The following is a 13,855-nucleotide window of genomic DNA, read 5'->3' as shown; positions in this document are numbered from 1 at the left end:
TGTGCTGCTAGTCACCGCATCAGATGGAACCAGGCGCGCCGCAGTCAAGTCGAAGACACGTAAAAGAAGGTCTCGAGCAGGACGGGTCAAAGGTGGAGAAGCCCGCGAAATAGACTGTCCGACAACATGCTCCGCAGGCAACTACGCTCACCGCAATATCGGCACGGGTCACGTGATCAACGAGGGGAAGGCATAGTGGAGGATCTCGCCACGCGATTCGAAGAGCTGGGTCGCCTGGTACCGATCCCCCACCCATGGGACATAACGGAATACATCGCGCGGGTGGCAGAGTACCGGGGACGGCCGATCACGTTGTGCCCGATCGACGTCGGCGCACTCTTGGGTAACGGATGCGGCACCGGAAGCGGCCTGTGGATTGCCCGGGAAGGCGACGACGTGATCATGTACGGGGCCGACACCGAATGGCATGCCGATCACATCATCGCCCACGAGATCGGTCACATGCTGCTCGGCCACGGCGGGACTGCGAGCGGTCCCGGTGGTGCCGCGGCTGATCTGCCGTTGCGCGAATTGATGCCCTCGCTGTCGCTGGAAACCATTCACAGCGTACTGCGCCGCCAAGACTACGGCAGTGAGCGCGAGCGCGCCGCCGAAACCTTCGCCGACCTGCTGCTGGTCGAAGCGATGCTGCCGAAGCGGTCGGCGAGCCGGTTCCGCTCGACGTTCTTCCGAAACCGGCACCGCTGAGATGACCTCCCCGATCCCGGGGCTGATCACCTGGCCCGTCCTGACAGGTATGACGTTGGTGCTCGCCGGTCGGTGGTGGCTGTTGCGGGACAGCATGGTCGACCGGCTCATCAACCGAGGGCTCGCCGCCGCTCTCGTCGAAAACCTGTTACGGGAGGCTTGGTTCGAACAGTCACTGGCCTGGCTGCTGCCCGGCGACGACAGCGACGTGGTGAACATCGCCCGACAGCTCTCGCTGGGAGCAACCGTGTTGACCATGTCGAATATCTACGGCCTTGCCAAGTTGTGGGCAGGCGCCGATCCCGCCCACACGTGGCGCAGGCAGCGGCGCTATTACCTCGTCACGATCACCGCCACCGCCACCATCCTGATCGCAGGGACGCCCGCCCGCCACGCCGACCAGTTGATCGACCAAGCCCTGGGCTGGCCGGCTGTCGTGGTCTGCGTCGCGCTTTCCCTGCCGCTCGGCGCTACAGCCCTGCTCCTCGGCCGGGTATGTGTGCGCGAGATGCGCACCGCAGGCGACACCACCTGGCAGGAACGTGCACTGTACACAGCGGTCCTGGGCACCACAGTGGGCTTGGGAATCGTAGCGGTCGGATACCCGCTCGGGACCGTCATCAGTCTCATGACAGGCCAACCGTCATTCGATCCCGAAATGCACTGGGAAGCATGGAGCGCCTTCCTTCTCTCTGCCGTCGGCGCTCCCGCCACGATCACCGTGCCGCTGATCAGCACCCTGCTCACCCACATCGGATGGGACCGCACCGGCCGATACTGCCGCCGACTACGGCCGATGTGGGCCGATCTCACCGCGGCCGTACCCGAAATCGTCCTGGAGATGCGGCGCGACCCCAACGGCCGAACAGACCCGGCCATCCGTCTGCACCGCATGACGGTCGAGATCCGCGACAGCCTGCTGCATCTCAAACGCTACAGCGACAGCCCTGACGATCTGGCCGTCACAGGCGGTGACCCACATATCCATGCCCGCCGCATCGCCGAGGCCATTGCCACCAAAGCTGCCGGGCACCCCCCGAGCGCGAGCCGGTTCACGCCCCGGCACCAAGTCCAACCGGGGGCACGGGACCTCACCGCAGAGCTGCGCCGGCTACTCGCACTTGCCAAGGCATGGCCACAAGTCCGCGGCCTGACCACCACCATCGACCATGGCCCCCAGCCGACTCGGCCGCTGGCTGGATCCGCAGATCGAGTGGATTCCCCACACGCCCGGTCGCTGCACTCCGGCGCGTCGGCGGTGCGCCGATGACAGGTCCCCCGACGACGAGACCACCCGGTTGCCGAGTCCGGGTTGTTTCTTAACGCCAAACTCGAGGAATAGCAGAATAGTACAAGTACCACCGACCCAAGAGCGGTCTCGATGACCGACCCCAATGGGCATGATTGAGCTTCCCTCGGAGTACATTCGAGGTGGTCGAACTAACCTAACGAAAGGCACTCTACCCTATGGGTAATAGCTGGCTGCGTCGCCTATCTCCCTCCCCCGGGAATGGATCACATAAAGTGATCTGCTTTCCTCACGCCGGCGGCTCCGCCATATCTTTCGGACCATTGGCCAAGTGCATAGGATCAGAATACGACGTTCTTGCTGTCCAGTATCCGGGACGACAAGATAGAAGACATGAACCGCTCGTGGGTAGCATTTCAGACCTGGTCGACGGCCTGCTTCCCGAGCTGATCGAAACGGTCAAGGACGCCGAGAGCTTTTCCGGCTTCGGCCACAGTATGGGATCTGTCGTAGCTTTCGAAGCCTGCAGGCGGCTCGAGCAGGAAGTGGGAGCGACCGCGAGAGTCCTGTTCGCCTCCGGTCGGCGCGCCCCTTCGTCGACGCAACCCGGGACCGTGCACCTGCTGAGCGATCGAGAACTGTGTGAACAATTACTGAGCGTCGGTGGCACACCACCGGCATTGCTCGAGGATCCTGAGTTTCGGGAAATTATCCTCTCGATCACCAGAAACGACTACCGGGCTATCGAGACTTACGAGTGCACTACGGACGCGATCGTCAGTTGCCCCATCGTCGCAATTGCCGGTGACCGCGACCCCGACGCAAGTCTCGCGGACATCGAGGCGTGGAGCTCACACACTTCTGGAAGCTTCTTTGCGAAATCATTCCCAGGCGGTCATTTCTTTCTCGATGCAAATTGCAGCCCAGTAGGGCAGCTGATCCGCGATCAGAGCTCACAAGCGCTGTTGAGCTAGGCGGGAATCGTCGCGGATCATATCGAGGGGCTTCTGAACGCAGGTCAGCGACGACCGGATGAGCACTCGGCCACCCGGTCGTCGCTCCTAGCTCATGAGTCGAGCCAGTCCTCGATCACTTCAATGCCGTCGTTGGCGTCGCCGGCAGTGGCTCTCCGCACCGAAGCCGATCAGCGGCAGTACCACGACGTCACGGGCAGTTCGCAGATGCGATGCGACCCAGGCACTGATGCGCGCCGCCGGTGGCCAATGGCGGATTGAGGCAGATGATCCGGGGAAGGGCGGAGCCCGCAGCAAATCGTGACAGCACCGGCAATTGATCCAGTTCGTCAGCCGAAGAGAACTGCTCACGTTGTTACCGCTGTTGGGGAATTCGCGCCGACGCGGTATTCAAGGCCCTGTCGAAGTGCCTGAATCCCGACGTCTCGACCGGAGAACCACATCACCGATGCGGCAGCTGAATACAGCCCGTGACTAGGTCTGCGGTGCATGAACGTTACTGTGCTGGACGGGATTTCGGCTCGTTCAACCCTGTGCCCGATCCTCCCGCCCGCAGATACTTGCACAAGCCGAGCCGAATCTACACTTCAGCGATTCCCTCGGCAAACTGCTCGGCGCCGTACGCGCCGTAATCCTCACTGACCCAGGCAGATTCGATGTCAGCGACGACGCGTTACGGTGTCTCGCACGCAATAGAACAGGAATGCGCCCAGTCCAGCAAGGAGCAGCGCATTCAGCAACGAACCCAGCACAAGGAGCACGATCACCCCAGCAGCCCAGCCCGTACCCACGATCAGCAAGAACACCGATCCTGGTGCACGAGAGCGGGTGAACGGTGTGTGGGCCTCCACCGCACCGGAATTCGCTGCCCAATTGGATGGTCGACCCGGCCGGCCCGCCGCCCTCGGACCCACCACCCTCGTATCATGCAGGCCCGTGCGGGGAACCCTCCATGTCCGCTGTACCCTGCCGTCTACCCGCTTGGTCACCCGCAGAAACGGTCCACCGACGCTGTACCCGAGACCGCCTTTGGCGATGGTAATCCGGGCCGGACCGAGCTTCCGGTGTATGCGCGCCATCGTCCCCCGCACTGAGCATTGAGATCATTCGCCTATGAGCACACGATTGTACTGGCGACTATGCCCCATCATCGGCGGAATCCACAGCGATCGTGATCAGTTATCACAACCACTTTGAAAGTCGGTCGAATACCGCGGAAGGACGAACCCGCCGCTGGTCTGCCTATCCCGGGTCCACACCGGTTCGAAACCTCGAGTCGCGAACCTCCCGCTTCGTGCCGAAGAGGTCTCGGCGCAGCTCTGACCGATCTCGCACCACTTCATCTCGAGGTGCAGCAACCTCCTTGGCGTGCCGGCGAGCAGCGAAGCAATAGCGTTGCGAAGGGTTTCGGCTGACATCTCGCCGAGCAGGGCGACCGCGGCGCCCGCCTGATCGAGAGCCCGCGCGTTGTGCGCCTGCTCATTGCCCGCCGCCGTCGCGGTCCGGTAACCAGGTCGGCTGTCAGTGTCCGACGGGCGGGCTCATGTGTGCAGCATCGGGTTGGCAGCCTGCGATAAGGCGTTGGCCTGAGGGGTCGCATTCTGCCGCCGCTCGGTCGACCCTCTCGAGGTGGTCAGCGAGAGGCATACCCCTGACTGTGTTCGAACTCGTTGGGTGAGATGTGATGTGCGCCCGGCCTCGACTGTGATTTATCCCGTATATCCGGTTCAATGACACGTTCCGTGTCGATACGGGCTTAACGTCGCGACGGCACAACAGTCGGTTTGGAAGGTGGCAGCGAGCGTGGCAGGTACCCAGGCGAAGATCGATGAACTGGTCAAGATCCTGACGATCGCTGCGGAACCGGCAGGCGAGGCCGGTGCCGCCAAGCGGGAGAAGAAGGGCATTCCGAGCGTTCGCCAGCGTGTGGACATGCTGCTCGACCGCGGGACGTTCATCGAGACCGGTGCGTTTGCTCGTCAGCCCGGCCAACCGGATGCTCTCTACGGTGATGGGCTGGTCACCGGTCGCGGGCTGATCGGGGGCCGTCCGGTGGTGGTGATCGCCCACGATCAGACCGTGTACGGCGGGTCGGTCGGTATCACCTCCGCCCGCAAGTTCATGCGGGCGCTGCAACTCGCGTTCGACACCGCGTGCCCGGTGGTGACGATCAATGATTCCGGCGGTGCGCGTATCCAGGACGCGGTGGGTTCGATCGCTTCGTTCGGTGACATTTCCCGGGTGTTGGAGAAACTGTCCGGGTATGTGCCGCAGGTGTCGATCATTCTCGGCAAGTGCGCCGCGGGTTCGGTGTACGGGCCGATCAACACCGACGTGCTCATCGGCACCAAGGATTCCTACATGTTCGTCACCGGGCCGGAGGTGATCAAAGCCGTCAACGGTGAGGACATCACCGCCGAGGAGCTCGGTGGCGCCAAGGTACAGGCCGAACGCGGCACCCTGCATCACGTGGCCGACACCGAGCAGCAAGCCTACGACTGGGCCCGCAACTACCTGAGCTACATGCCGACGAGCTGTCTCGAGCAGCCGCCGATCGTGAACCCCGGTCTGGAGCCGGAGATCACTGCTTCCGATCGCGAGCTCGACACGATCATCCCGGATTCCGATCGCGCCGGTTATGACATGCATGAGATCCTGCTACGGATCTTCGACGACGGTGAATTCCACGAGATCCGCGCCGCGTTCGCCCCGAATCTGATCACCGGGTTTGCCCGAGTCGACGGATATCCGGTCGGTGTGATCGCCAACCAACCGTTGGTGTTGGGTGGTTCCATCGACGCCGCCTGCTCGGACAAGTCGACCTACTTCATCCGGCTCTGCGACGCGTTCAATATCCCGCTGGTCTTCGTCGCCGACACCCCGGGCGTGCTGCCGGGCCTCGAGCAGGAAGCCAATGGTGTGATCATCCGCGGCGGCCGGGTCCCGCGCGCGATCATCGAGGCGACGGTCCCGATCATCAACCTGGTCGTGCGCAAGTCCTACGGTGGCGCCTACGGCATGATGGCGGCCCGGCAGGTGGGTGCCGATATCAGTTTCGCCTGGCCGACGGCCCGGATCGCGGTGATCGGCGCCGAAAGCGCGGTCGACCTCATCGGCAGGCGGCAATTGGCGGCGGTGCCGGAGGAGCATCGGCCAGCGGCGCGCGAGTTCATGATCAACCAGTACAACGAGACGATCGCCACCCCGTGGATCGCGGCCGAACGCGGCTACATCGACGCGGTCATCGAACCAGCGCACACCCGTCTGGAGATCCGGCGCGCACTGCACCTGTTGCGCGGAAAGCCGCCGGTGAAGCCGGAGTTCAACCCGCGCAAGCACCCGGTGTATCCGATGTGATCTTCCGAACCGCTCATTCGTCCGTCAGTGACAGCAGATCCATCGTGGCAGTACCGAGACCATCGGCGCCGGGCGGCGTTCTGCTCCGAAGCACACCACATCAGAAACCGCCCTCGGTAGTGCCGTCGACGATCAGCTCGCGGATGAACTCGGCGAGAGCGGCGAAGGCGTGGAAGACCCGGCGGCCGCCACGATTTACGGCACGTGGGCTTGGCCAGCACTCGCCCGGTTCAGTCCCAAGGAGCCGGCCCGGTCTGCGATTCCCACGCTGCGAGCTCTCTTGCCGGCACAAGCAGGATCCTGGCCTTGGCCGCATACGCCCGTGCTTGCGGGGTAAACGTATGCGCGGTGGTCACCACGGCGGCCACATCGGCGCCGTGGATGGTGTGCGCGGTTCCACCGAACCGCTGCACGTCTTGGCTGCCCACGCTACGGCCATTGCGGTATCGCTTGGCTTGCAGCACGATTCGGCGGCCATCGGGTGCCAGGGCGATCACGTCGGCGCCCAGATCGCCGGATCCGCCGACCACCCGGACATCGGTGCAGCCGTCCCGCCGGCACAACGCGGCCAGCGCCTCCTCGAACTCGGAGGGACTCAGCGAGTTCTGCCGTAGCGCCACCAGCACCCGCGCGTCATCGCGAGCGCGCACCCTGCGGCGATGCCATACCACCAGCACGGCGGCGACGGCTGCCAGCGCGCACATCCCCGCAGAAGCGAGTACCACGGCCTGCCGTTCGGCGACGTCCGCGACCTTGGGTGCTACCACCAGCGCGGCGACGGCGGCCATGAATATCAACGCCGCCGCGTCCGATCCGCGGCCGCGCCGACCACGTCGTCTTCCCATCCCGGCGCCCCTAGCAGTCCGACTGGAACGGGTAGCAGCCTACCGGGAACCGTGGCGGTGGGGCCGGAGCTTCCTCGGGCGGCGGCGAGGCCGGAGTCGCCTCGGTGAGCGGTGGCGGTAGCTCCGCTTGCGTGATAGGCGGCTGGATCGTTTCCTGGTTCGTTACCTGCTGCGCGGCAGGGTGGTCGGGTGGCGCGATCAGCCAGATCCCGGCGCTAAGTGCGATGAGCGCCAGCACAGCAGCAATCAACGGGCCTCCGAGTCTGCGCCGTACTGGTTCGGGTGCCGGTGGCGCAGGGCTGGCCGGCGGTCGCGGCACGAAGTCGGCGGGCCCACGTCTGGGATCGCCGAAGCGGTTCGCCGCTGGAATCACTGTGCAAGGTGCGGGTTCCGACGGAAGTGATGGCAGTGACGTCGCCGGGTGGGGTGGTGGCGGGGCTGGCTGTGGTTGGCGGGGTGGTTCCACCTGGGCAGCCGGTGCGACTGTGGGGCCGGTGGTTTCGGTGCTCTGTTTCGGCAGCTGGATCTGGCCGCGGGTGATGATTACCTGTTTCATTTCGGTTTTATCGCTGCGGAGCAGGGTCGTTCGTTCGGCGCGGTACCAGTCCTTGTAGCGGCCAACTCCGCCGTGATTCTCCCCGCCGCAGGCGCAGACACATTTGAAGACCGTGGCGGGGTTCGCGTCCTCGCAGTTGGTGTCACACTGCATCGTCTTCGAGATCTCGAGCTGTAGCTCGATCTCGCCGTACTTGTCGGCCATCGCCGACGCGAGCCGCAGCATGTGCTCCCGGCCGATCTTCCAGGCCGTGCGGCCGTTGCGCTGCACCGGCGTGAGCCTGACCCGTTTCCCGAGCACTTTCTTGAGCCAGTACCGGTTCGAGCCGCTCTCGTAGGGCAGGTACACGTACAACTCGGTCGTCGTCTCGGTTCCTGGTTTGATTGCGCGCTCAACCCACGGGCGACCTGACATCGCTTCTCCCTCTTCGGTTTCCGGCGCGTTCATGGCCGGGTGGGACTTCATGTCGAGCCAGTGTGAACCCAGGTACCGACAGCATCGGCGCTAATCATGACGACAGCCGTGACAGTGTCACGGCTATGCGTCATGATCACGAACTTCTTTCGCGCTTGCGGCGGCGGTAGTCGCGCTGGCGACAGGTTGGTGAGCAATGACGGGCATCGGCGCGGAGGTCCCGGCCGCCCGGAAATATCCACCAGCCACAGCCGGGACAGATAATTCCCGCCTCCCGCTCTTCGGCGGCGACAGGGCACCGGCCAGCGGCTAGCACCTGCTCATACACCGCACCGAACTTCTTACGGGCACGGTAGGCGCGGGCGACGCAGGCCGGAGAGCAGTAGCGGCGCTGGGGATGAGCGTCGCGAGGAAGTGCCGTCCGACATACAGGACACCGACGGCGCCAGCGTCTGCCCATTCTTCAATTGTCATAGCTACAGCCCGATTCGGTTCACTTATCGAGATCAGAATCGGGCTGGTCTTTGATCTTGCTGGCAGTGCAGGAACATCGGCACCAAAGTAGCGCTAAGCGGAGGTTTGGGCTCGAGGCCGACCTCGTGGCGGTCGGATCGACGCAACAGTGAGCGGTGTTGCGGTGTAGGTGATTTCAAGGCGCGGCGATGAATACGGGCTAGCCGGTTCAGAGCGAAACCGCTGGCGCACAGGACCTTACCTGGCGGCTCGAGTGCATCAGGGAGCGCCGTCGTTGCGAGAACGCGCGGCAGGCAACATGAGCGCGCGGGACCACCCCGCCCTCGACATACGTGTCTGCGCGACCCGGCAAGTACCCGTCATGTGGCCTACACATAAGGTGGACAAGATCATTCGTCGAGGATCTGATGCTTCTGATATCGAAAGGTCTTACATGTCCATCGGTTCGTTGTCACGTGTCCTGTCTTCCGTCTGTGCCAGTGCGGCACCGTTACTCCTGTTCGCACCTGCCGCTGTCGCCACCCCGGATAGCCCTTACAGCTGCTCGGGCTCATACCTGTCGAGCGATGGCTCCGCAGAAGTACAGTCATGCATTTACGCCGAGAATGGGGTACCCAGGGCATTCGGCGGCCTCTCGATCAAATCTGGCGACATCACGCCCGATTCCGATTGCACCATGGTCGTGACCATTGTGGATTACAACGCGTATGAGACCGGGGCGAACGAGCAGGTCGCGACCAGCGGCCCATTTCATTGCTTGAACGGCAAGTATCCCTCCCCTCCGTTGACTGTGGACACGGCGCTGGCGAAGCCCGGGCATCGCTATCGCAGTTTCACCGAAGTCACCAAAAACGGCCAGGGGATCGCTCGTATCTACAGCCCGGACTTGAATCTGTAGACCGGATTCGATGGTCAGCCCCGGTCGCCGGTGATCAAGTCGGGCCGTCGGCGACCGGAGCGGATCGATTCGACTCCGTACCGGTCCGCAAGGTCACGCGGCATATACCCGTCCATCCGGGCATTTGCAAGCCGTCATGAGTTCCTCTCCTGCGTCACGCCGTCGATGTCGGCTTGCTCATTAGGATGTAGTCGAACTCGATGGTCGCCGTCGCCCCGTTGGGATCTTCGATCAGACTGTTTAGCTCACGGACCTTGAGTCCGCCGCTCTGCGCACTGGTTCGGCTCCATCGCGTGATTGAGCGGAGGCCCCTGCGGCTGGCAGTGCTCACCGTCCTGCAGACCGAGTTCCCTGTGGTCGCCGACGAACTGCGACGAGTCCCGCGCCTGCTCACGTCCCGCATCTGGCCAGCCGGGAAGGCCCGACAGGAAGCCGAAGCAGAAGCCGAGCGAGCACGCTCCGACCCGTGGGCAGCGCACCGGCACCCAGCCGCAACGACGAACCGCCGTTCTAGACGATAGCCACCGACTCTGTTCCTTATCGGCGGTCAGAATCAGCCTGCCTTCGACGCGTGTCGGGGATCGAGCCGAAATACTGCCCGCACACAGCTGACTCGGGTGACCTCGCATCCGGTAGCGGCCCAACAGGACTGATGACGTCAGCCGAGACCCACACACGCAGCGCTCCGGCGATAGCACTATCGGCGGTGATCGGCGCGGGTGAGCGCCACCGCCGGACATTTCGACGCTTCTCAACAATCGAGTCGATCGGAGCCGTTGGTTCTGCTTTACCCGCGAATTGATCAGCGATGTCGACGCCGACGGCATCGAATTCCGATGGGAAGCATGGCTTTTCTCGCGATCCCGTGCCCAGAGCCATTGGACCCCGGCCCGTCACGATCCGAGCCGACAGCGCAAGAAAGCCAGTACGGCGGCGGCCCGACAACGAAAGGCCAACAACACCTAGCGGATCGTGAAGATCGCCCATGGTTCAGGACAAGATGAGAACCAGGGCATTCAATGATCCAAACCGGCCAGCGCGTCTGCGATTTCGGTTGCAACGGGATGCCGACAACGCACGGCGAGCCGTCCGCGGAGTCGCACTTCCACTCATCGGGCCGCTGGCGCGATTCAGCGAACACGATCAGTGGCTATGTACGCCTCCGGTCCACTCGGTGCCGATCCCTTGAACCATTCAGGCATGCTGTTCGCCAAGTATGTCTGGACGTGCTGAGCTCCGACCGTCCGGAGATAGGTGACTGCCGACCGTGGCCGCCACCACGGTATCGTCGCCGCCGACGGTCTGCGAGTCGATGACGACCACAGTCGGGGCCAAAGCACATCCGGGCCGTTCGTTGCGGCCGGTCGATTCCCGCCTGCCCGTCGTTCGGGTCGATCGGGCCGGCGCAGCCGAGCACGGTTCCTGCGATCATCGCGGCGAGGGCGGCAGGTAGGCCGACGCCACCTTCTTGCGACGCATCAGTGGTCCACCGGTCGTCGACCGTCGTGCTCGCCGGAGCAGGTCGTGTCGTGCCGCCGGGAAGTCCGCAGTAGCGGAATTCGGCTGCTGTGCAGGGTGACTCATGCACCACAGATCGCGATGTCGAAGACCTTCTCGACGGCGGCGAAGGCCTCCCGGCCTGTCGGAAGCTGGTTGGCGCTCACAACGACGGCGGTCCCGTCGGCGGCGACGCCGGTGCGGACCTCGAAGCCGGGAATGCTGCCACCATGGCCCCACACCTCCTTGCCACAAGGCACCGGGCGATGGATCAGGCCGAGGCCGTAGCCGGCATCGGGCTCCCGATCGAAGGGCACCGTGCGCTGCATTTCCGCCAACTGCGCTGCGGGAAGCAACTTTCCGGCCAGCAGTGCGCTGAAGAACTGATTCACCTCCGACGCTGTCGAAACCATCGCGCCCGCAGCGCCCGACCATGAGGTATCGGTTGCCGTGACATCGATATGCTTTCCGCCGGTTTGGTGATAGCCAGACGGGTGCGGACCGCGGATTCCGGTTTCGCCGTCGGCAGGAAAGTACGTCGCGCGCAGGCCCAGCGGTTCGATGATCCGGCGATTGATCTCTGCGGCGGGGGACTGGCCCGTCACCTTCTCGATCAGCATGCCCAGGATGATGTAGTTGGTGTTGGTGTACTCGGCTCGCGCACCGCGTTCGTCGATCGGCGGCAGAGCCATGGCCCTGCGGACCAGGTCCGCAGGCTCGAAGTGCTGCCAGCGAATCGCCTCGGAAATGGGGTCGAGCTGGGCGCCGCCGCTTGCTTTGCGGCCGCCGACCCTGCCGAGGTAGTCGGGTATGCCGCTGGTGTGTTGCAGTAACTGCCGCACCGTGATTCGGTTGCCGTCGTTTCCATTGCCTTGCACCAAGCCGGGCAGATACTGCTCGATGGGTGTGTCGAGCTCGACCTCGCCTTCGGCCACCAACTGCAGGACCACCGTCGCCACGAAGGTCTTGGTATTGCTGCCGATCCGCACCCGCGCATCGTCGGCGAACGGTGTGCCGGTCTGGAGGTCGCCGACTCCCGCGGTCATGGTGCGATGCCCACCAGGACCGTCGATCACCACCTGGACACCGGCGTATCCGCTCTTGACGACCTGGTCCATCGCCTCGGTCAGCGCCGGAGACGGCGCGGCTGCTGGTACCGCCTGCGCCGCGGTGCCGCTGCCGTATACCGTCGCGGCGAAGATCGCCCCGACCGTCATTCCCGACAGCGCGACCCTGGTGGTGTATCGCCGAAGCATGTTCATGAGCAGTGCTTTCCTCCGTTCTATCCGCGAGCCGTCCTTACTCCCATACTCTGGATGGGCAGGACGCTAACGATTGATCTCCGAGAACAGTGACGTGTTGACGACGCCCGACCAGCCCATCTCGCCAGCCCGGATGGTCACAATGAGCCTTTTCCGGGGAGCAGTTTACGGTGGTCAAGCGGCGCAGCCGCGTTCGATGCGGAGCAGGACGAGACCGGCGACGACGATGGCGCCGACTCGATAGGGGCACAGGCTGATTCGCCGCAAGACTTTGAATGTGGCCTTCAGCATCGAGTTCCCGCGTTCGCCGACCGCGCGTTGCTGTTGCGCGCTTTCGGTCGCTTCATGATTGCGGTACAGGTGCTGTGGGAGCATATCTGCACAGGGGACGCCGCACGATAGCGGTAAGGAGGGTTGCAGGAACGTTGCACGCGTCACCAGATGTCACGACCGAGAACCTCCCCAGCCGCCGTCATGATGCTTGTCGTGGGATGCCCGCCGACATCTAGGACCGCGACGGCGCGCACCGACTGCTGGCAGCATGGCGAGCCCGGTTCTCCACGATCGTCAGATCCGCCCGCGCAACAACACCCGGTTCCAACAGCACCATCACGTCCAAAGGCGTTGAATCGATCTGGATCTGCTCACCCAGCCACGCCGCCAGCGTGGCGTGAACGGCCGCGCCGGTCGCCGCCTGCCGCCGCGTGACCACCGAGCCGAAGCTGTGCCGCCCCACCGCCAAGGCATCGATCAAACGCGTAGAAGGTGCTGCGGCCCGGCAGCGGAACCACACCAGGACCGTAGGCATGCTCACCCGCCGTATCACCCGCGACCGCGTGCCCGTCGAGACATCGGTCTGCGCGTCCAACTCCCGTCGGACCGCCGAGGCTCGAGGTTGCAGCCCGGTTGACGACCAACTCCCCCGTACACCGGCCGCTCGCCAACTACATCTGGACTTCGCCAACTAAATCGTACAGGACACACCCATCTCATCACCGTCCACGCCCTTTCCCACCCCCACTTCTCGCAGGCCCCGCCGCCCAGTGGGAACCTGGCGCCGAGTAGTTCCATTCGAGCCATGGCACAAAAGTCTGGCCTCATTGATCTGTACCGACAGGCATGTTCCATGGCGAGCGGAGTCGCTCCCTCTGAATGGTGGTCGCTCGAGACCCACGCGATGGAACGTTGCCTCAACGCCCTTCACAGAGGACACCTTATTCTGAGCCTCTCTCGCAGCTCGGGCGAAAATGTCGAGCTGGCAAAGTCATGGGCGGACCAGCTTTATACGGTGATACGAATCAGATTGGAGATCTTCAATAGCGACGAGAATGCCATTCACAACGCCTTCTCGTGGTTGGGCGGCGAGCAAGATTAGGGATGCCCGACCATCGACGTAGTCATGCCCTTGCGCAGTCAACCTTGCTTGCGCGCAGCACCTTCGGGCCACACAACATCAACGGGAACATCACGCGTGCGAGCCAGCTCGACCACAGTGGGGACTGCTGCACGACCAGGTGACAGGTTCGATCACGCGGCCTGACTGGCCGGTGGGGTCATGATCGTCTCGTATTCGATTGGCGTCAAACGACCGAGAGCGGTCTGCCGTCGGCGGCGGTGGTAG

General features: G+C 63.8%; 10 protein-coding genes and 1 pseudogene. 5 read left to right on the top strand and 6 right to left on the bottom strand.

All coding sequences use genetic code 11. The features are described from left to right. The first annotated feature begins 195 nt into the window (after positions 1-195). From ACLMAL_RS36680 to ACLMAL_RS36670, 3 genes are all read left to right on the top strand, one after another. Positions 196-708, top strand: a complete 513-nt coding sequence (locus ACLMAL_RS36680; protein ID WP_412003262.1) for a hypothetical protein — start codon at positions 196-198, stop codon at positions 706-708. Position 709: 1 nt separating this feature from the next. Next, the gene (locus ACLMAL_RS36675; protein WP_412003261.1) at positions 710-1,978 is read left to right on the top strand and encodes an MAB_1171c family putative transporter; all 1,269 of its coding nucleotides are present in this window, start codon (positions 710-712) and stop codon (positions 1,976-1,978) included. A 197-nt stretch (positions 1,979-2,175) separates the two neighbouring features. Beyond that, the gene (locus ACLMAL_RS36670; RefSeq protein ID WP_412003260.1) at positions 2,176-2,931 is read left to right on the top strand and encodes a thioesterase II family protein; all 756 of its coding nucleotides are present in this window, start codon (positions 2,176-2,178) and stop codon (positions 2,929-2,931) included. A gap of 659 nt (positions 2,932-3,590) precedes the next feature. Here ACLMAL_RS36670 and ACLMAL_RS36665 read toward each other — a convergent pair. Continuing rightward, positions 3,591-4,010, bottom strand: coding sequence for a DUF4236 domain-containing protein (locus ACLMAL_RS36665; protein ID WP_412003259.1), 420 nt, complete (start codon positions 4,008-4,010; stop codon positions 3,591-3,593). 724 nt (positions 4,011-4,734) lie between these two features. On the opposite strand from ACLMAL_RS36665, the gene ACLMAL_RS36660 reads away from it, so the two are divergent. Beyond that, complete coding sequence (locus ACLMAL_RS36660; protein ID WP_412003258.1) at positions 4,735-6,288, top strand: acyl-CoA carboxylase subunit beta; 1,554 nt, start codon at positions 4,735-4,737, stop codon at positions 6,286-6,288. 230 nt (positions 6,289-6,518) lie between these two features. On the opposite strand, the gene ACLMAL_RS36655 is transcribed toward ACLMAL_RS36660, so the two are convergent. Next, positions 6,519-7,133, bottom strand: coding sequence for a restriction endonuclease (locus ACLMAL_RS36655; protein WP_412003257.1), 615 nt, complete (start codon positions 7,131-7,133; stop codon positions 6,519-6,521). Between the two features lie 10 nt (positions 7,134-7,143). Further along, positions 7,144-8,154, bottom strand: a complete 1,011-nt coding sequence (locus ACLMAL_RS36650) for a hypothetical protein (protein ID WP_412003256.1) — start codon at positions 8,152-8,154, stop codon at positions 7,144-7,146. An 802-nt stretch (positions 8,155-8,956) separates the two neighbouring features. On the opposite strand from ACLMAL_RS36650, the gene ACLMAL_RS36645 reads away from it, so the two are divergent. Then, positions 8,957-9,475, top strand: coding sequence for a hypothetical protein (locus ACLMAL_RS36645; RefSeq protein WP_412003255.1), 519 nt, complete (start codon positions 8,957-8,959; stop codon positions 9,473-9,475). A 1,580-nt stretch (positions 9,476-11,055) separates the two neighbouring features. Here the strand turns inward: ACLMAL_RS36645 and ACLMAL_RS36640 are convergent. The 3 genes and pseudogenes from ACLMAL_RS36640 to ACLMAL_RS36630 all read right to left on the bottom strand — a co-directional run bounded on the left by ACLMAL_RS36640 (position 11,056) and on the right by ACLMAL_RS36630 (position 12,988). Next, the gene (locus ACLMAL_RS36640; RefSeq protein ID WP_412003254.1) at positions 11,056-12,234 is read right to left on the bottom strand and encodes a serine hydrolase domain-containing protein; all 1,179 of its coding nucleotides are present in this window, start codon (positions 12,232-12,234) and stop codon (positions 11,056-11,058) included. A 174-nt stretch (positions 12,235-12,408) separates the two neighbouring features. After that, a pseudogene (locus ACLMAL_RS36635) lies at positions 12,409-12,552 on the bottom strand (IS5/IS1182 family transposase); the annotation flags it as partial. A 187-nt stretch (positions 12,553-12,739) separates the two neighbouring features. After that, on the bottom strand, positions 12,740-12,988 hold the full coding sequence (locus tag ACLMAL_RS36630; RefSeq protein ID WP_412003253.1) for a hypothetical protein: 249 nt from the start codon (positions 12,986-12,988) through the stop codon (positions 12,740-12,742). Between the last annotated feature and the right edge of the window lie 867 nt (positions 12,989-13,855).

Source organism: Nocardia sp. CWNU-33 (assembly GCF_046764895.1).
Taxonomy (GTDB): Bacteria; Actinomycetota; Actinomycetes; order Mycobacteriales; family Mycobacteriaceae; genus Nocardia.
Note: the sequence above shows the minus strand (reverse complement) of the source record. Positions and strands in the feature narration are given on the sequence as shown.